Source organism: Pseudomonas frederiksbergensis (genome assembly GCF_900105495.1).
Taxonomy (GTDB): Bacteria; Pseudomonadota; Gammaproteobacteria; order Pseudomonadales; family Pseudomonadaceae; genus Aquipseudomonas; species Aquipseudomonas frederiksbergensis.
Genome location: NZ_FNTF01000002.1, coordinates 4,400,451 through 4,417,826, shown reverse-complemented (window position 1 = coordinate 4,417,826; position 17,376 = coordinate 4,400,451). Strand labels below are relative to the sequence as shown.

At 57.9% G+C, this 17,376-nt stretch carries 23 protein-coding genes; 19 read left to right on the top strand and 4 right to left on the bottom strand.

The window, feature by feature from the left end:
• Nucleotides 1-9 precede the first annotated feature (9 nt).
• Complete coding sequence (locus BLW70_RS20640; protein WP_074877094.1) at nucleotides 10-600, bottom strand: hypothetical protein; 591 nt, start codon at nucleotides 598-600, stop codon at nucleotides 10-12.
• On the bottom strand, nucleotides 597-773 hold the full coding sequence (locus tag BLW70_RS30845) for a hypothetical protein (RefSeq protein ID WP_162842861.1): 177 nt from the start codon (nucleotides 771-773) through the stop codon (nucleotides 597-599). The genes BLW70_RS20640 and BLW70_RS30845 overlap by 4 nt, the downstream gene beginning before the upstream one ends.
• Before the next feature lie 168 nt (nucleotides 774-941).
• On the opposite strand from BLW70_RS30845, the gene BLW70_RS20635 reads away from it, so the two are divergent.
• Complete coding sequence (locus BLW70_RS20635; protein WP_074877092.1) at nucleotides 942-2,015, top strand: hypothetical protein; 1,074 nt, start codon at nucleotides 942-944, stop codon at nucleotides 2,013-2,015.
• Here the strand turns inward: BLW70_RS20635 and BLW70_RS20630 are convergent, their stop codons facing one another.
• Complete coding sequence (locus BLW70_RS20630; protein ID WP_074877090.1) at nucleotides 2,016-2,747, bottom strand: LexA family protein; 732 nt, start codon at nucleotides 2,745-2,747, stop codon at nucleotides 2,016-2,018.
• A gap of 79 nt (nucleotides 2,748-2,826) precedes the next feature.
• Between BLW70_RS20630 and BLW70_RS20625 the strand changes: the two genes are divergently transcribed.
• The 5 genes from BLW70_RS20625 (at nucleotide 2,827) to BLW70_RS20605 (ending at nucleotide 6,720) form a co-directional block, all read left to right on the top strand.
• Nucleotides 2,827-3,087 (top strand): hypothetical protein, encoded by a 261-nt coding sequence (locus BLW70_RS20625; RefSeq protein ID WP_074877088.1) that lies wholly within the window; start codon nucleotides 2,827-2,829, stop codon nucleotides 3,085-3,087.
• 330 nt (nucleotides 3,088-3,417) lie between these two features.
• Nucleotides 3,418-3,936 (top strand): phage regulatory CII family protein, encoded by a 519-nt coding sequence (locus BLW70_RS20620; protein ID WP_074877086.1) that lies wholly within the window; start codon nucleotides 3,418-3,420, stop codon nucleotides 3,934-3,936.
• Complete coding sequence (locus tag BLW70_RS20615; RefSeq protein WP_074877084.1) at nucleotides 3,929-4,156, top strand: TraR/DksA family transcriptional regulator; 228 nt, start codon at nucleotides 3,929-3,931, stop codon at nucleotides 4,154-4,156. The genes BLW70_RS20620 and BLW70_RS20615 overlap by 8 nt, the downstream gene beginning before the upstream one ends.
• Nucleotides 4,146-6,362, top strand: a complete 2,217-nt coding sequence (locus BLW70_RS20610) for a VapE domain-containing protein (protein ID WP_074877082.1) — start codon at nucleotides 4,146-4,148, stop codon at nucleotides 6,360-6,362. The genes BLW70_RS20615 and BLW70_RS20610 overlap by 11 nt, the downstream gene beginning before the upstream one ends.
• Nucleotides 6,355-6,720, top strand: a complete 366-nt coding sequence (locus tag BLW70_RS20605; protein ID WP_074877080.1) for a PA0613 family protein — start codon at nucleotides 6,355-6,357, stop codon at nucleotides 6,718-6,720. The genes BLW70_RS20610 and BLW70_RS20605 overlap by 8 nt, the downstream gene beginning before the upstream one ends.
• A gap of 510 nt (nucleotides 6,721-7,230) precedes the next feature.
• Here BLW70_RS20605 and BLW70_RS20600 read toward each other — a convergent pair.
• Nucleotides 7,231-7,593, bottom strand: a complete 363-nt coding sequence (locus tag BLW70_RS20600; protein ID WP_074877078.1) for a hypothetical protein — start codon at nucleotides 7,591-7,593, stop codon at nucleotides 7,231-7,233.
• Between the two features lie 100 nt (nucleotides 7,594-7,693).
• Here BLW70_RS20600 and BLW70_RS20595 point away from each other — a divergent pair, with 100 nt between their 5' ends.
• The 13 genes from BLW70_RS20595 (at nucleotide 7,694) to BLW70_RS20535 (ending at nucleotide 17,371) form a co-directional block, all read left to right on the top strand.
• Nucleotides 7,694-8,038, top strand: a complete 345-nt coding sequence (locus tag BLW70_RS20595) for a phage holin family protein (protein ID WP_074877076.1) — start codon at nucleotides 7,694-7,696, stop codon at nucleotides 8,036-8,038.
• Between the two features lie 157 nt (nucleotides 8,039-8,195).
• A complete protein-coding gene (locus BLW70_RS20590) occupies nucleotides 8,196-8,759 on the top strand; it encodes a hypothetical protein (protein ID WP_074877074.1) in 564 nt (187 codons plus the stop codon).
• 4 nt (nucleotides 8,760-8,763) lie between these two features.
• A complete protein-coding gene (locus tag BLW70_RS20585; protein WP_074877072.1) occupies nucleotides 8,764-10,776 on the top strand; it encodes a phage terminase large subunit family protein in 2,013 nt (670 codons plus the stop codon).
• Nucleotide 10,777: 1 nt separating this feature from the next.
• Nucleotides 10,778-10,984 carry a phage head-tail joining protein gene (locus BLW70_RS20580; protein WP_074877070.1) on the top strand — a complete coding sequence of 69 codons (207 nt, stop codon included), beginning with the start codon at nucleotides 10,778-10,780 and terminating at the stop codon, nucleotides 10,982-10,984.
• A complete protein-coding gene (locus BLW70_RS20575; protein WP_074877068.1) occupies nucleotides 10,984-12,462 on the top strand; it encodes a phage portal protein in 1,479 nt (492 codons plus the stop codon). Before BLW70_RS20580 ends, BLW70_RS20575 begins: the two co-directional genes overlap by 1 nt.
• Nucleotides 12,459-13,613 carry a head maturation protease, ClpP-related gene (locus BLW70_RS20570; protein ID WP_074877066.1) on the top strand — a complete coding sequence of 385 codons (1,155 nt, stop codon included), beginning with the start codon at nucleotides 12,459-12,461 and terminating at the stop codon, nucleotides 13,611-13,613. The genes BLW70_RS20575 and BLW70_RS20570 overlap by 4 nt, the downstream gene beginning before the upstream one ends.
• On the top strand, nucleotides 13,610-13,954 hold the full coding sequence (locus BLW70_RS20565; RefSeq protein ID WP_074877063.1) for a head decoration protein: 345 nt from the start codon (nucleotides 13,610-13,612) through the stop codon (nucleotides 13,952-13,954). The genes BLW70_RS20570 and BLW70_RS20565 overlap by 4 nt, the downstream gene beginning before the upstream one ends.
• A 60-nt stretch (nucleotides 13,955-14,014) precedes the next feature.
• Nucleotides 14,015-15,010 carry a major capsid protein gene (locus tag BLW70_RS20560; protein ID WP_074877060.1) on the top strand — a complete coding sequence of 332 codons (996 nt, stop codon included), beginning with the start codon at nucleotides 14,015-14,017 and terminating at the stop codon, nucleotides 15,008-15,010.
• Between the two features lie 2 nt (nucleotides 15,011-15,012).
• Complete coding sequence (locus BLW70_RS20555) at nucleotides 15,013-15,333, top strand: head-tail joining protein (RefSeq protein ID WP_074877058.1); 321 nt, start codon at nucleotides 15,013-15,015, stop codon at nucleotides 15,331-15,333.
• Nucleotides 15,330-15,995 (top strand): hypothetical protein, encoded by a 666-nt coding sequence (locus tag BLW70_RS20550; RefSeq protein WP_074877056.1) that lies wholly within the window; start codon nucleotides 15,330-15,332, stop codon nucleotides 15,993-15,995. Before BLW70_RS20555 ends, BLW70_RS20550 begins: the two co-directional genes overlap by 4 nt.
• The gene (locus BLW70_RS20545; RefSeq protein ID WP_074877054.1) at nucleotides 15,988-16,497 is read left to right on the top strand and encodes a hypothetical protein; all 510 of its coding nucleotides are present in this window, start codon (nucleotides 15,988-15,990) and stop codon (nucleotides 16,495-16,497) included. Before BLW70_RS20550 ends, BLW70_RS20545 begins: the two co-directional genes overlap by 8 nt.
• Nucleotides 16,494-17,099 (top strand): phage baseplate assembly protein V, encoded by a 606-nt coding sequence (locus tag BLW70_RS20540; RefSeq protein WP_074877051.1) that lies wholly within the window; start codon nucleotides 16,494-16,496, stop codon nucleotides 17,097-17,099. Before BLW70_RS20545 ends, BLW70_RS20540 begins: the two co-directional genes overlap by 4 nt.
• 53 nt (nucleotides 17,100-17,152) lie before the next feature.
• Nucleotides 17,153-17,371 carry a hypothetical protein gene (locus BLW70_RS20535; protein ID WP_074877048.1) on the top strand — a complete coding sequence of 73 codons (219 nt, stop codon included), beginning with the start codon at nucleotides 17,153-17,155 and terminating at the stop codon, nucleotides 17,369-17,371.
• The last annotated feature ends 5 nt before the right edge of the window (nucleotides 17,372-17,376 follow it).

The following is a 17,376-nucleotide window of genomic DNA, read 5'->3' as shown; positions in this document are numbered from 1 at the left end:
TCATCCCCCTCAAGCAGCGTGCGCGGCGGGTGTTGCTGCCGCGACCAGGTGGTTGATGGACTCGGCCACTTTGTCGTAGATCTCGACATCGTTGCCGTATACGGTGAAGCATTTGGTGCGCGGCCTTTTTTCGCCAATGCTCATGATGGTGGTAACACCAGAGCGGGTTTTAGTGCGATGCAAGGCGACGTGTAGGGGCACCTCAAAACCCATGTCGAGGCTCACCGCACCACCGGTACGCACAAGGTCGAGCACCTGTTGCTTATGCTCGATATCGAAGTGGGCGTATTTGCGGCTGGCGTGTGGGATGTTCATCAGGTCGGCTGTGTTGTTGGCATCAAAAGGGCCGTTGACGATCTCTTCAATGAAGTCGGCCAGCTTGAGGTGCATCTTCTTTTCATTCAGCAAGGTCAGCGTGTGGCGCTCGCTGCCCGGCTCAACGACGAAAAGGGTGTCCGATGCGTTGCGTTCTACCTTCAGGCGAAACGCCACGGCTTCGCGCTTAGGGGCTGACCTGAGTACGTGGTTGAAGGTGCCGCTTAGGTTGACTTGGGCGTTGAGCAATTGCAGTGGGCGATTGTCGAGTTTGAATTTGCTCATGCTGCAAACCCTCCGCCGTTCGGATCGAACGGAGTGGGAGTGCTGCGAGCTTTTTGCTTGGGTTTCGTGGGGATGAATGCGCAGCCGGATTCGCGGGCCAGTCGGCGAATCTCGAAGATGCGGTTGGGGTCGGCAGTGGCCGGATGGACGTGCAGGGTGGCTGTGGTGTGCATGATGTCGCCTCGCTCTGTGGTGGAGAGCAAGGCAAATATCAACCAACAATTGATATGTGTCAACGTCGATTGGTTTTGAATCTGCGAAATGGTCCTAGGAAAAGCCTTAAAACGATGGCACTCTGCGATCGCCTCGCCTCGCCTCGCCTCCGATTTTGGATAATTACAATGCCTGAATTCTATCCCCATACTTTTTTTGAAGCCGCTGGAGGGATCCTCTGCCTAGCTGCTTTGATTTTTGGAGCACTTTCATTAATTGAAGGGGTCAGAGCTCATAGTTTGAGAGTTCTAGCAATTTTTATTGTTGCAGCATTGGCGTTATTTGGTAACCACATTAGTGTATATTTTGCGGCGGTTTTTATTATTGCGACTGCGGTTACGGAGTTGGAATTTTTACAAACTCTTGCAGCGATAATTAGAGGTAATAAGGAATATTTTAGTTACAAAACTAGCACTATGAGCGCAGAAGAAAAATTACGATTAGTCAAGGCTGAGTTGGATGAGCTAGGAGGAGGAAAGGCGAGCAAAGCTGCAAATGAAAATTTAGATGAAGTAGTTGAATTACCTATTCCTGAATCCGCAAATGCATCAGCCGCTGGAGATGAGGGTGCTAAAAAAGACATCGCCGAGATAAACATTATAGAAAATTCTGTAGATTCTTCTACAAAAATTAGTATTGATAATCAATCTAATGTTCACGCTCAAAAGCCATCTATCGTCTCTAAGAAAAGAAACGTTTCTAGGTACGCCGCCATAGCGGAAGACGGTAGGGTTTTAGGGGTGTTTCAGCCTGGTGTGAATAAACGTTCCATGTTTACAAATAATAAGCTCCTTGAAAGAGTAGTTAGATTCGAATCACTGGCGCTTGATTATATTCAGGAGCTTTATGGCTATCCTATCCAGCGCGATGTGGTTTTAAAAGCTGGGGATCAGATACTAGCGGTCGATGGAGTGATGAAGTTTCCTGAGAAATCGAAACAGCCAGACGAGATTTTCGAGGTGAAATACTTATCTGATGCTAAAAACTTTCATCGCCTGTTAGATGCAATGTATAAACTACCTTCAAAGTTGGCTACATATGCCAGCATTACAAAAAGAGTGCCGACATGTCAGTTGGTTATTGTTTTGGATGGAATGCAAACACTTACAGATAAGCAGCTTGATCAACTCAGTCACGCCGTGCATGTAACAGGTTTAACCGGCTATCATGTTCTTAATAATGAAGACTTGGAAAGCTTTTGATTATTCGGGTATGAAGGATCCGACTACTTTTCCGCAAATATGCGTTTCTTCCGTAATGTCAATAATTGGATATTGCGGATTGATAGGTCTTAAAAATTGACGGCCAGCGTCCTCAACCAAAATTTTAAATGTCGCTTCATTGGTGCGTGGAACTCTAGCGATAACTCGATCACCAGTTTTAGTCTCAGCCTCTGGGTCCACAAAAATAATGCAACCTGCAGGATAGCTTCGGCCAGGCCCTGGGTTCGTCATTGAATCACCATGGACTTTTAGTGCGTAACCTTGGTTGCTGATCGGTACAGGGCAAGAAAGCCATGAATCGGCGTCGTAGGCCTCAATGTTAGAGATCGCCTCGCACCAAGCACCGGCCTGCACCCAGGAAATCAACGGGATCTTGCCGAAACGTTGGTTGATCTCGCTTACGTTGCTTTGGTCCCCGACAACTAATCGTATCTCCTGGCGTCCGCCGCTTTGTTCCTTCGGCAGCACGCCATACTCCAGCCATTCACGACGCACCTTCAGCCATGAACAAAGCGCAGCCATGCTGTCCGCTTCGGCCATAGCCTCGCCATTTAGCCACTTGCTGATGGCCTGAGTGGTCTTTTGAATCCCCAAGCTTTTCAACTGACGATGGATGTCTACGCCACGACCCCGACTGCGGACACCGGCGTCGTTGAGGGCTTCGTGTAGGCGCTCGCTGAAAGCTGCGCGGAGTATATTTTTATCAACCATAAGTTGAGAGTGTCACAAAGGTTGCGCAATAGTCAGTTGATCTATAACATCAACCGCAAGTTGATAAGTGGAGGTTGCCATGTTGGACCCCGTAGATTTTCCGAATGCCATTGCGTTCGCTTTTGAAGCCGTAGGCGGAATTGGGGCCGCTGCCAAGGTTTGCGACCGGAGCTATCAGGCGCTGAACAAGTGGCGCCAGGCAGCTTGCCTACCGCGAACCGATTACACGGGTGAAACCAAATACGCTGTGCTTTTAGCAGCAGCGGCAAAACAGAAGGGCAACGTATTCGAGGCCACTTGGCTTCTGAATGCATCCGCACCTCAAAGAGCTGCAGCCTAGTTAGAAAAAAGGCGACCAATTGGCCGCCCAGTTCCTCCCGGCACGCACCACCACAGCGCTGTCGGGTCGCGATAAAGGTAGGCGGGCACACCACATGCTAACCACCTCTCTTTACCGCGCTATCCAAGGCACGGATGCCTTGGTGTTGCTGCCTTTTCCACCACAGATTGGGCAGCTGTTGCGCCAGAGGTGAACGACGGATCGTTCGCCTCGGCACGGTGCCGGTTCGATCCTGAAGATCTAGCCGGCGTTTGGGCCCTTTCAAGCCACGCGGCAAATGTAACACCACTGCATGTCGCGCGGCACTGGCAACCTGTAAGGATTAATGCCATGAGCCGAATCGCTCTGAGTTCTGTAGAACGGGCGCAGCGGGAAATCCTGCCGCTCGATTTAGCGCTTTACCATGCTGCCCGGGACTATCCCGGCGGCGCTGCTGCAATTGCCGCCACCACCGGCAGAAACGCCACCACGCTGCAGCACAAGCTGTCTCCAACCCACCCCAGCCACACGGTGAACATTCAGGAATTCGGCGAGATCCTGGAGTTGACCAAGGACCGCCGCATTCTGGACGCGGTGCATGCGCTGGTCGGGGATACGACTTGGCAGGAGTTGGCTGAGGCGTACACCAACAACATGCCTGAAACCTTGACTACCGGCATTGCTGAGTATTTTCGGCAGGTCGCGGACTTGGCTGAGACATGGGCCAAGAGCATTGGCGACGGCGTGGTGACGGACCACGAGCTGGCCGCGATTCGCCTGCAGGTGTTTCGAGGAATTCAAGGGCTGTTGGGGATGTTCAACCGCGCCACCTACGTTAATCAAACAACGCGGGGTGTCGACCGTGGCTGATATCGCTGACTTTGCCAACGACTTGGTGCAGGAGCGTCTTGATCAGGCACTCGCTGCACGAAACGCCGCCAAGCCTGCTTCGGCGGCGCATTCATTCCTGTTCTGTGAAGGTTGCGATGATCCCATCCCTGAAGCTCGTCGACTCGCACTTCCGGGTTGCACTCAGTGCGTGATCTGCCAGTCCATCGACGAATCGCGGGAGGCCCGCCATGCTCGATGAGGTATTGGGTCAATTTGCAGACTACGGCCTCGAGCCGGACCAGCCGTTAATTTTTGGCAAGCTTAGCCGGTGCAAGACCACGCAGGACAAGGGCAAAGAAAAGAACGGTTGGTACGTGGTTCACGAACATCGCACCGAGAAGGGCGAGACGCTGATCTTTGGGAGCTTCGGTGACTGGCGTTCGGGGGAAACGCAGAAGATTAAAGTGAAGTCGGGGCGGATGTCGCCTGAAGAGCGTGAGGTTATGCGCGCTCGTCAAGAGGACGCCAAGCGTCGCGCAGCCGATATAGCGGCCAATGCTGCACGTCGAGCGGCGAACCGTGCGGCAGGGCTGTTCAAGCGCATGCCGGAGAAGGGGCGTAGCGACTACCTGGATCGAAAACAGATCGTCGGTTTTGGTGTTCGTTACGCGCCGCGCACTGGCGCGTTTTTGGTGCCTATGTGCAACGTGCGGGACCAGATCGTTGGCCTGCAGGTGGTCTTTCCGGCTAAGCAGGAAGATACCGGTCGGGATAAGTCTTACTGGCCTTATGGGATGTCGAAGGAGGGGGCTTTTCACCTGATCGGGCCTCACCCTGAACCGGGGGAACCGGTGCTGGTATGTGAGGGTTACGCCACGGGCGCCAGCCTGCATATGGCGACTTCGCTGACGGTGGCCATCGCGTTCGATGCGGGCAATTTGCTAGTGGTGTGCAAGGCCATGCGTGAGCGCTTTCCGGGTTGCCCGCTGATCGTTTGTCGGGATGATGACTGGAAGACGAAACGCGCGAATGGTGATGCCTGGAACCCCGGTGAAGAGAAGGCGAACAACGCCGCCTTGATCGTCGGTGGCCAGGTGGTTGCGCCGATCTTCTCCGGTGAACGGGAAGACAAGTGGACAGACTTCAACGACCTGCACGTTGCCGAAGGTTTGGAAGCAGTACGCCGCCAGGTGTTGGCGGTGGTCAAGCCACCGGCTGCTGGTGGCTGGAAAGACCAATTGGCTCGCACCGAAAGCGGCGCCCTGATTGCCCACATGCAGAACGTCGAGCTGATACTTGGGAATGACGAGCGCTGGGCCGGGGTCATCACTTACAGCGCCTTCAGTTCGAAGATCGTCAAGTTGCGCTCTGCCCCTTACGGCGGTGGTATGGGCGACTGGGCCGACATCGATGACGTGCGGGTGATGAAGTGGCTCGCGCAGCAATACAACCTGCGGGTGAAGTCGACGCAGGTGATCGAAGCGGTGAGTGTTGTCGCTCATGATCATGCGTTTCATCCGGTGCGGGAGTACCTGCACAAGCTCGAATGGGACCGGGTACCTCGGCTGGAAAGTTGGCTCACCGATGTCATGGGCGTTCAGGCCAGCGACTACTCGGCGAAGGTCGGTAAGCGCTGGCTGCTGTCGGCGGTAGGGAGGGTAATGAGGCCCGGTTGCAAGGCTGACTCGGTGATGATTCTGGAAGGCGCGCAGGGCGCTGGTAAGTCGACGGCAATGAGCATCCTCGGCGGCGAGTGGTTCATGGATACGCCTTTTGCCCTGGGCGACAAGGACGGTTTTCAGGCGATCCGTGGCAAATGGATTGTCGAGCTGGGGGAGCTGGACAGCTTCAACAAAGCGGAGAGCACCAAGGCCAAGCAGTTCTTTTCCGCGTCGACTGATACCTACCGCGAGAGCTACGGCCGTCGAACTAACGACGTGCCACGCCAGTGTGTGTTTGTGGGGACGACCAACCAAGACGAGTATCTCAAGGACGCCACCGGTAACCGGCGTTATTGGCCGGTGGCTTGTACCAAGGTCGACCTGGAGCTGCTGCGTGAGATCCGTGACCAGCTCTGGGCAGAAGCGATGTTTTGCTATGAGGCGGGCGATATCTGGTGGGTGACGCCTGATGAGGCTCCGACCTTTGCTGAAGCGCAGGAAGAGCGCTTTGTGGTGGATGAGTGGGAAGGGCCAATTCTGACCTGGTTGGAGGAATCGCAGATCGGTGAAACCACGTCTGGCAGTGAGGTGCTGACTAATGCGCTGAAGCTCGACTTCGGCCATTGGGGTAAGCCCGAGCAGATGCGTGTCGGGGCGATCATGCACCGGCTTGGATGGCGACGGACACGGATGCCGGCGTTGGCGAAAAGTGGGCAGCGTCCTTGGGCTTACAAGAAGCCGGCAGGTTGGGGTGGCGCTTCGGCGTTGCAGAGGGAAACGTTTGAGGAGCCGTGCTTTGATTAAGCGAATCGACGAGATGCTCAAGCTTTGGGCCGAGGAGCTGCACTCGCCGATAACCACCTGTTTCGGTGGAGCGAGCGGCGGCAACATGATCGCGATGCTGATGGAGTGCAAAGGGGAGTTGATTCGGGGGACTCGCGGCAGTCGCGTGCTGCTGGATGAATCGGCGGATATTGAGCTGATCGTGAATAAGCATCTTGCACCCGAGCTTGCCTTGGTAGTGATGGAGCACTACTGCAACCACGAAAGCTTTCTGTCGCAGAAGATGCTGCACTGCGGTTGCAGTGCGCCGACGTATTACCGTCGTTTGCACGATGCCCATGTGAACATCGAAGGCATGTTGATGGGGAAGGCTGCGTGACCCGAGGCATGACTCCGGCTGTTGATGTCCCACTGGCCCGCCTTGCCCCACTGCGTTTTGACGTGGTGGGACAAGCGCGGGCCTTGTCGTTGTTGGGCTGTCCCACTGTCCCGCCTGTCGGGGCTTCCCGCCCATGTGAGCGGAGCGGGCACCAGCACGCGCCCTTGGCGCGCACGCGTGTTATTCAATTTCTTCCTTTACACGAGAAAGTAGATAAAACAGTAGGACAGTGGGGCGAGGCCCCGAATTCAGGCGCTCTCAGGCGTCCCACTTCGATCCTGAAAGGTGGGACAAATGGGACAACGCAACAGCAACAGATTGCCGAGGTGGTGTATTCGCCGACGTTCGCTAGGCGTTCACCCTGCGTTACCCACATATTCACCGGGTGGCATTAAAGTGGGGTTGCTGCCATGAGAATCCACCTGTAAAAAGTAGTCATCTTCGATAGGTGCGACCGCAGAGAGCGGCGAAAGGAACCGGCCATATAGCCGGTTTTTTTGTGCGCGTCATTCACGATTGCTGATTGCGTTGAGCTTCATCCATCTTTCGCCAGATCACCGCAAGTCCTAAGCCGGTTGCGGCGAAGACGACTATGGACCAGCAGTCCAGTAGTAAGTGCAGGACGCTGGATCGAGTCAGAGGATCATCGGTTATGGCGAAAGCTACGATTCCCAAGCCGCCCCGTATGACAAGTACGAGAGTGCCCGCGTAAGTCAGGATACGAGTGATTTTTTCGGTGCAGATAGCCCTCAATTTTTTCCACTTCATTTTGTCTTCGTCAGATGCCTGAACCCACAAGAGCATGAACGTGGCAACGCCGATTGGAAAAAGAATGAGCGCTGCTACAGCGACCAAGACATTCAGAGTATTCATGACAACCCTCGAGAATAAACCGTCAGCTTATTCGACATCCGGGATCACCGAAACAGAGCAGTAGTGGTGGTGAGCATCCATTTTCACAGTGAGCGAGCAAATGACAAGCGAACAACAAGCACTGGCAGAGATGCCAATCTGGTTAGTGATCGTACTGGCGTTGGTTGGTGGCGTGTCCGGTGAGATGTGGCGGGCAGACAAGGATGGGGCGCGGGGCTGGGTGTTGTTGCGAAGGCTTGCGCTTCGGTCCGGTGCCTGCATTGTCTGTGGCGTGTCGGCGATGATGCTTATGATCGCCGCCGGCATGTCGATATGGACGGCGGGCGCATTGGGTTGCTTGACGGCGATGGCCGGTGCTGATGTTGCCATAGGCCTCTACGAACGCTGGGCCGCCAAGCGGCTGGGTGTCTGCGAAGCGCCACCCTCCGGCGGTGAACAGGGGTGATGCACCGGGCCGGGGCACCGAAAACCGCCGGGGACCCTGGGTTTATCCGAGGGGTACGGGGTCGGAAACCCGCGGGAAAGTGTTAGCGGGTAATTTTTCCACGTTGGTTGACAGAGGTTGACGGCGGTTGACACCCCTTGGTTGACAGGAGGTTTACATGACCATTTTGAGTCGAACAGAGTATGCGAGCAGCAAGGGCTGGTCCCGGCAATACGTTGGCAAATTAGTCCAGCGTGGCCGCCTGGTCCTGACCCTCGACGGCAAAGTGGACGTTGAAGCAAGCGAGCAATACCTGGCGATGACCAGCGATCCATCGCGCAGTAATTCCCTTGGCAAAGTTCCGCGGGTCCTCGGCCATCAAGAGTCAGAGCCTGCATTCCCGCATGCATCCCCGACCGCGCTTTCCACGGCTGCGCCGGACTACCAAAAAGCCAGAACCCGGCTTGCGCTGGCCCAAGCTGAAAAGGCTGAGACCGAAGTTCTCCAAGCGAGCGGTGAATTGGTGGAGCGAACAGTAGTGGATGAGGCTGCATTCGCCTCCGGGCGGATGGTGCGCGATCTGCTCTTGGCACTGCCGCCTCAACTCGCTCCCGAACTGTCAGCAATGAATGACCCTTGGGATATTGAAAAATATCTGATGAAAGAGCTTCGTAGCGCGCTTGAGGATGCCGAGCGCATTTCCAATGAAGACTTTATTCACGCTGTAACGACTACGAGTTAGACCTATGCCTGCTGAATATGCCAACGGTGCACAGGTGTACCGCGAGGCGTATTACCGTGGGCTGCGTCCCGAGCCAGCGCTTTGGGTTGATGAATGGGCCGACGAGTACATGCGTATCCCGCGTGACACGGGCGCTGCCGAGCCTGGTAAATACCGGACATCGCGAACACCTTATGCGCGCGAACCTATGCGGTGTTTATCACCGTCACATCGTTGTAAACGCGTGGTCACCATGGTGGCCTCGCAGTTGATGAAAACACAGATTGCCTTGAACTGGATTGGCGGCCTGATCCACATGGCACCGTCCAACATCCTGACACTGTTGCCGAGCCTTGGCCTCGCAAAGCGGGTGTCGTCGCGCATCGGCAAAACGATCAAAGCCACACCTGTGCTGCGAGAACGTGTAGCGTCCAGCCGATCGCGTGACTCGCGCAACACCATGGACACCAAGGAGTTTGAAGGTGGTTCGCTGTATGTCACGACCGCTGGCTCGGCAGCCAACCTGTCTGAGCTGTCAGCGCGTTACGTGTACGGCGACGAGATCGACCGCTGGGAAGTGGACATCGGCGAAGAGGGGGACCCCATCGAACTGGCGGAAACCCGGGGTAGTACCTTTGGCCGCAACGCTAAGTTTTACTTCTCCAGTTCGCCAACGATCAAGGGTGCCTCTCGGATCTCAGACCTGTTCGAAGGCAGCGACCAGCGTTACTACTACGTACCGTGCCCGAGCTGTGGTCACATGCAGACCTTGGAATGGGAGCGCCTGCACTACTCGAAAGATTACAGCGTCGTGCATTACCAGTGCGCGGGCTCTGATTGCGATGTGCTGATCGAGGAGTATCACAAGGGCGAAATGCTCGCCAACGGTGAATGGCGCGCCCATGCCGAGGGCGATGGTGAAACAGTAGGTTTCCACCTCAACGCACTGTATTCACCCCTCGGCTGGATGGACTGGAAGACCCTGGCTAAGCAATTCGAGAAGGCAAAAAAGGCCCAGGCCAAAGGTGACCTTGAACCAATGCAGGTGTTTTACAACACCCGTCTCGCCAAGGTATGGGATAGCGCGCAGGAGCAAACCAAGGCGGCCGTCCTCATTGCGCGTGCGCGGCTGGAGACCTACGGGCTCGGCTCGATGTCTTCGGGCGTGCTGATGCTGACTGCCTCAGTCGACGTCCAGGCCAACCGCCTGGAGTTGATGGTCATGGGGTTCGGCATCGGTATGGAGCGGTGGATCATCGACCACCAAATCATCTGGGGCGACCCAGCCAATGAAAGCACTTGGTCGGTGCTGGATGACAAGCTCAAGGTTCGCTATCGGCACCCTTGCGGTGTGGGATTGGCGATCCTCGCCACGGCGGTCGATTCCGGTGGTCACCACACCGACGAGGTTTATCAGTTCTGCCGCCTGCGTCGCTGGCGCAACGTGTTTGCAGTCAAGGGAGCGAGCAAGCCTGGTAGGAATGTCATTGCGCAGCGGCCATCCATGATGGATGTGACCTGGAAAGGTCAGACGGAGCGCAACGGCGTTGAACTGTGGTTCGTCGGTACCGACACCGCGAAGGATTGGATCTACAACCGCTATGCGTTCGAGTCAGGCCCCGGCGCGCTGCACTTTGCCAACGATCTGCCAGACGAGTTTTTCGAGCAATGCGTCGTCGAACGTAAGGTGACCCGCTACATCAAGGGCCACAAACGTATCGAATGGGTCAAGGGCAAGGCCGAGCGCAATGAAGCCCTCGACCTGATGGTGTACTGCCTGGCGATGGCCCATTACCTGGGTCTTAACCGCTACCACGAACACGACTGGGAGCGGGTTCGTCAGGCCATGGCGCAGTCGGGTCTGTTCGACGACGCCTTGGACATCAAACCGGTTCAAGGCGAACGCGTCACCGCTTCAACACCACCAACTGCTGCTCAACCGGCACCGCAATCCACTGTTGTGGTCGTCCAACCGCGACCGGCAGCACCACCCCCTCAACGCCGCAGCTCCACCAGCGGTTACCTGAAGAGACGCTGATATGTCCTTTACCCAAAAGCACCTCGACGCGGTTGAGGCGGCCATCGCTCGCGGTGAAAAAGTTGTGCGCTACACCGACCGCACCGTGGAATACCGAACCGTCGACGAACTGCTCAAGGCGCGCGAGGAAATTCGCACCTCGTTGATCAGTACAGCCGGGCCACGCTCTCGGGTGGTTCGGTTGTACCACGGAGGCAAAGGACTCTAATGGCCCGCTATCCGACGCTCACCCGTAACGGATTCGTGTTGCCGTCGAACATCAAGGCCAGTTACGAAGGCGCCGGGGAGGGCCGACGATCCACTGGCTGGGATGCTCCCGACAACGGAATCAACAGCATCAATACCCCGGCGCTGCGCAACTTGCGATCACGCTCCCGGGCAGCGGTTCGCAACGACCCGTATGCCTACAATGTAATCGACAAACGCGTCAGTAACCTGATTGGCACCGGTATTACGCCAAGGCCAAAATCCGACGACGAAGCCCTGCGCAAATTGCTGCAGGAACTTTGGGACGACTGGGTCGATGAGTCGGATGCCGATGAGCGCACCGACTTCAACGGCCAGCAAGCATTGGTCGCGCGCACGGTGGAAACCTCGGGCGAATGTTTTATCCGGCTGCGCCCGCGTGGCCTGGATGAAGGTCTCGCGGTGCCGTTGCAGTTGCAGATCCTGGCCCCCGAGTTTGTCCCTCACGACAAGTTCGAAACCACTCGCGACGGCAACTTCATCCGCGCCGGGATCGAGTTCACCCCGGGTGGCAAGCGCGTGGCGTACTGGATGTACCTCTCGCACCCGCGTGATGCTTCTTCGCTGAATGCCGGTTACAACCAACTGGTGCGCGTGCCGGCCGCTCAGGTGTTGCATATTTTCGAACCGGTCGAGCCAGGCCAGTTGCGTGGCGTGCCGCGTTTATCGCCAGTGTTGAAGCGCCTGCGCAGCCTCGACAACTACGACGATGCGGTGTTGTTTCGCCAGGAAGTCGCCAACCTGTTCGCCGGGTTTATCAGTCGTCCGGCGCCGGATAGCGTCCAGACGCCTAGAGACCCGGTCACCGGCCAACCGTTGAACCTGGACCGCGACGGCTTCACGCCGATGGTGGCGTTGGAGCCCGGCACCATGCAAGAGCTGGGGCCAGGTGAAGAGGTCGAGTTCTCCAAACCGCCAGATGCGGGCAACAACTATCCCGACTTCATGCGACAGCAACTGATGGCAGCTGCTGCCGGTACCGGCACACCGTACGAGATCCTCACCGGCGACATGCGCGAGGTCAACGACCGGGCGCTGCGGGTGGTGCTCAACGAGTTTCGGCGTCGATTGGAGCAACTGCAGTTCGGCGTCTACGTGCATCAGCTTTGCCGACCGGTCCGTGCGGCCTGGATGGACATGGCAGTGTTGTCGGGTGTTCTGGTGCTGGACGACTACACCCAACGGCGCCGTGAGTACTTGCGCACGCGTTGGGTCCCGCAAGGTTGGGCCTACATCCAGCCTGTGCAGGACGTGCAGGCCCGGCGGATGGAGGTGCAGGCCGGCTTCGCTTCACGTAGCGAGATGGTCCTGCGTACCGGTTACGACGCGGAAACGGTCGACGCGGAAAACGCCGCCGATCTGGTCCGGGCCACCACCCTCGGCCTCAATTACACCACCCTCGACGCTTTCGTCCCGATCGACGACAAGGAGCAACCATGAGCAAGAAAACGCGACCGCGCATTTACAACCGGGCGGGCAAGCGCGTGCCGGTGCAAGATAAAACCTGGTACGCGGTACACGCGAGCGGTGAAGCCACCGAGCGGGTGATCGAGGTCTTTGTTTACGGCGAGATCGGTGGCTGGGGTATCACCGCCAATCAGTTCGTGCAGGATCTGCGCGCCATGGACGATGGCGTCTCGCCGGTGATCGCCGCCTTCAACAGCATCGGCGGCGACCTGTTCGACGGCCTGGCCATGCACAACGCGTTGTCGCGTCTGGGTGAGCGTTGCACCGGCCGGGTGGATGCGCTGGCCGCCAGTGCTGCCAGCGTGGCGGTGTGCGGGGCACACCGGGTTGTGATCGCCTCCAACGCCATGCTGATGATTCACAACCCGTGGACATACGCGGCAGGGGATGCCGAAGACTTTCGCAAGGTGGCTGATGTCCTGGACCAAACCATGGAGGCGATCATCGCAGCATACAAGGCCAAAGCACCGGACATTGATGAGGTCGAATTGCGGCGCCTGGTTGCCAATGAAACCTGGCTCACCGCCAATGAGGCGGTGGCCTTGGGGCTGGCTGACGAAGTGGGTGACGGTGTCACGGTTAAGGCATGTGTCGGCCAAGGTGCCGTGCTGCAGCGTTATCAGCACGCACCGGCCGAGCTACTGGCCCAGCTCGACGAACCGCCAGAGTCTGATCCGGACTTGGAACCGGATGATCCGCCGTTGACGCCTCTCGTGGTCGACTCGGCGAAGTTGGCCCTGATGATCACCCAGCGTTGTGCCGAGTTGGGCATCAACAATTTGATTGAGCCACTGCTCAGCTCAACCAAACTCGAAAGCGAAGCCACCGTCCAGGCCGGTCTGACTCGGGCCAAAGCGGTGAACGATCTTTGCGTGGCTGCGCGGTTGCCCGAGTTCAGTGTCGAGTTCGTTGCCGCTGGCCTGGACGTCGCAGCGGTACGTGCGCGTCTGTTCGACAAGATCGTCGGCAGTGGCAAGGGTTTCGAAATCGACAACAGCTTGCCGCTGGACGATGACCCGGCCCTGAAGGTGCAGGCCAAAAAAATCGATCAACCTTCCATTTGGTCCGCCCGCCAAGCCGCGCAGACCGGTAAATCCCAACCTGCTTCAGGAGTAAGACGATGACTATTCAACGAGAGCCGATGCATGCGGGCGAATTTCTCCTGTCTGAAGCGGCCGGCACCATTTCCCGCGAAGCGATCAATGTCGCCGCTGGCCCTGCACTCGAGCCTGGACAGATCCTCGGTCTGGTCAGCCTGACCGGTGAGTTTGCTCCGTATAACCCAACGGCCGAAGACGGTAGCGAAAACGCGATCGCCATCCTTTACGGCCCGCTCGGCGAATCGGATGTGGTGCGGCGTGGTCGTGCCGTGGTGCGCCTGGCGGAAGTCAGCGAAGCCCACCTCACGGGCCTGGACCTCGCTGCCGAAAGGGCGCTAGCCACTCACTTCCTGATCGTCCGCTAAGGCGATCCCTGTTTTTCCAGCCCGCCGAGTGCGGGTTTTTCATTTTCTGGAGATTGCTTCATGGCTGATATTGAAATCTTTAACGATGACGCGTTTTCGGTCTCTTCGCTGACCGCCGCCATCAACGAACAGGAATACCTGCCGGGCCGCATCAGTAGCCTGGGTCTGTTCCAGGAAGAGGGCATCACCACCCTGACCGTGCAAATCGAAAAGGATGGCGACATCCTGGCTTTGGTGCCAGCCGGTGAGCGCGGTACATCTGGCCTGGTGGTCAGTGGCACGAAGCGCAACCTGATCCCGTTCAATACCGTGCACTTGCCGCAACGCTTTGCGATCAAGGCCGATGAGATTCAGGGTATCCGCGCCTTCGGAACGCGCTCCGAGTTGCAGGCGGTCCAGGACGTGGTGAATAAGCGCCTGGCGAAAGCGCGTCGACAGCTGGATGCCACTCACGAATTTCAACGCATGGGCGCGTTGAACGGGCAGATTCTCGATGCCGACGGGTCGACGGTGCTGTTGGACATTTACAAAACCTTCGGCGTGACCCGCAAGAAAATGTCCATGGGACTCGCCAATGCTGAGACCGAGCTGCGCGTAAAGTGCGGTGAAGCGTTGGACCTGCAGGAAGATGCGCTGGGTAGCATCACCAGCAGTGGCTCGCGCGCCCTGTGTGGCAAAAATTTCTGGAACAAGCTGATCGTTCACAAGTCGGTGAAAGAGACCTTCCTCAACAGTCAGCAAGCCGCCGCCTTGCGTGGCGATGCCCGCGAAAGCTTCGAATTCGGCGGCATTGTCTGGGAGCGTTATCGCGGCAAAATCGCCGGCGTGACCTTCATCCATGACGACAAAGCGCTGCTGATTCCCGAAGGCGTACCGGATCTGTACATCTCGGTCTTTGCCCCGGCCGACTACATGGAAACGGTCAACACCGAGGGCGTTCCGTACTACAGCAAGATCGAGCCGATGCCGTTCAACAAAGGCATGGCCGGTGAAGCGCAGTCCAACCCGCTGCACCTCTGCACCCGGCCTCTGGCGCAGATCCTGCTGGAGCTCTGATCATGGGCTTTCGCGACCTGATCGCCGACATTGACGCGGTGGTGTTCGAGACACTGGGCGACACCGCGCGCATCGAGGGCAGGGCAGAGCCGGTGCTGGGAATGTTCTCCGCACCCTGGCTGCAACCGAAGATCGGCAAACTCAACACCGGCCTGCGCGAGCCACGGTTTGAGATTCGCGTCAGCGATTCGCAGGGGCTGGAGCAGGGCATGTTGGTCAGCGTCGATCTGCCAGCGCTGGACGGCGGTGGCGACTACGACCTGCTGCAGCTGGAGCCGAGCGGTGACGGTCTGGTCGCCTTGATCCTGAGGATGCGCGCATGAGTAACGGCAGCTTCTACAAAACCTCAGCCGACGGCGGGATGATCTCCATCCAGGCGTCGACCGCGGATCTGCAAGCCTTCGAAGACTTCGGCAAGTTGGTCCCCAAAGCCGCGGCTGCGGCTCAGCGTCGAGCCATCAATAAAACGTTGGGCTGGCTGCGCACGCACATTGCCCGGGCCGTCAGTCGCCAGGAGCGGATAGCCGTGGCGGCAGTGCGGCAGCGCCTGCGGGCCTACCCGGTCGCCGGTGGCGCAACGAGCGGCAAGTTGTGGTTCGGCCTCAATGCCATCGAGTCCAGCCGGATCGGCCGGGCTCGCCAATCCCGTAGCGGTGTGTCGGTGGCGGGGCGGCGCTACCAGGGGGCCTTTCTCAAGCAGGTTTACGGCAACAAACCGGACATCTGGATTCGCACGGCAAGCAAGCATTTCAACGCGGACGACTATCCCGATAGCACGGTGTCGGGTGGCGGGGGTGCGAGTTCGGGCTGGGTCGCGGAAAACGGCAATCGCTTTCCGCTGGCCAAGGCCAAGGTATCGCTGGAGCAAGCCCGCCCGCACTTCGACGCCTGGGTCAAACGGGCCAACACGCGCTTGCTGGAAATCCTGCAGCAGGAATTCAACTTTGAGCTGCAGAAGTATCTGAAGGGGACGGCCAATGTCTGATGAGCCTTTTAATCTCGACCAGCTCTACCGTGCGATCGAGCAGCATCTGATGGTCGGCCTGCCCGGCATCAAAGCGGCGACCGCCTGGCCGAGTATCAAGGATCGAATTGCGTTGCCGGTCGTGTTCATTGAGATGGCCGAAATGGAGCCAGGCCGCGACATCGGCACCGGCGAAACCACCCTGATTTGCCGTTTCGAAGCACGGATCATCGTTGATCCGATACGTCCCCAACATTGCCAGCAAGCTGTGCAATTGGCGGCGCAGTTAGCCGTGTTGCTGCGCTCGCAAACGTGGGGGCTCGCCGTCGAGCCAGCCGAGTTCGTTCAGGCCCTGCAGGACTGGACCAAACCAGAGCTCGATGGGTACACCGTCTGGCTGGTGGAATGGACCCACCAGATTTACCTGGGCATTGAGGAATGGCCTTGGCCCGATGAACCGCCAGGCTCTCTGCTGTTGGACATTACCCCCGGCGATGGTCCGATGAGACCAGAGGACCTATGAGTTACGCCAGTGCGGAACACGACCGCATGATTGCCGCCATGCTGATGCCGTGCGTGGTGGTCGGTGTGGATCTGGCGTCGGCCACGGTTCGGGTGTCCAACGGTGCATGGACCAGCGCCTGGGTGCGCTGGCACAGCCTCGCTGCCGGCAAGGCGCGGCACTGGCGGGTGCCGAGCCTGAACGAGCAGGGGGTGTTGTTCAACCCCAGTGGCCAGGCGGGGATGGGCACCTTTATTCCGGGGCTGTATGGCAACGCCGGTGCCCAGCCGGACAACCGCGACCATGTGGAAGTCTGGCGCTTCGATGATGGTGGTTCGCTGGTCTACGACTGGCAGGCCAATAGCTACAGCATCACGTTGCCGACTGGAACGGTCACCATCAAGGTCGGCAGCACCGAAGTGGTCGTAACGGATGACGCCGTCAGAGCGAAGGTGGGTGGCACCGAGGCGCAGCTCCTGCCCGAAGCGGCGACGGTCAAATCAGCGGCAATCAAGTTGGTCGGCGCAGTGGTGGTCGACGGGCCGTTGCACGTGACGCAAACCATCACCAGCGCCGCCAATATCCTTGCCACCGGATCCAGCGACAACCATCACACGCATTAATCAGTCGTTTATTCAGCCCGCCGAGTGCGGGCTTTTCATACCTGGAGAAACACATGGCCAAGCCCACTGAGTTGTCCGCCGACGAACAATCGCCGGCAGTCGATCTGCTGCTGACCTTTCGCGACAAGGTCTTTACCTCGCGCACGCTGATCATCCCCAAAAGCAAACGCACTCTGGCGGTAGCCAAGGGGCGTGTCGCGGTATCGGCGTCCGATGAGCAAGCGGTCAGCTACCTGAAAATTAACCCTGAGTTCGAACCCCTGAAGGAGTGAGGTCG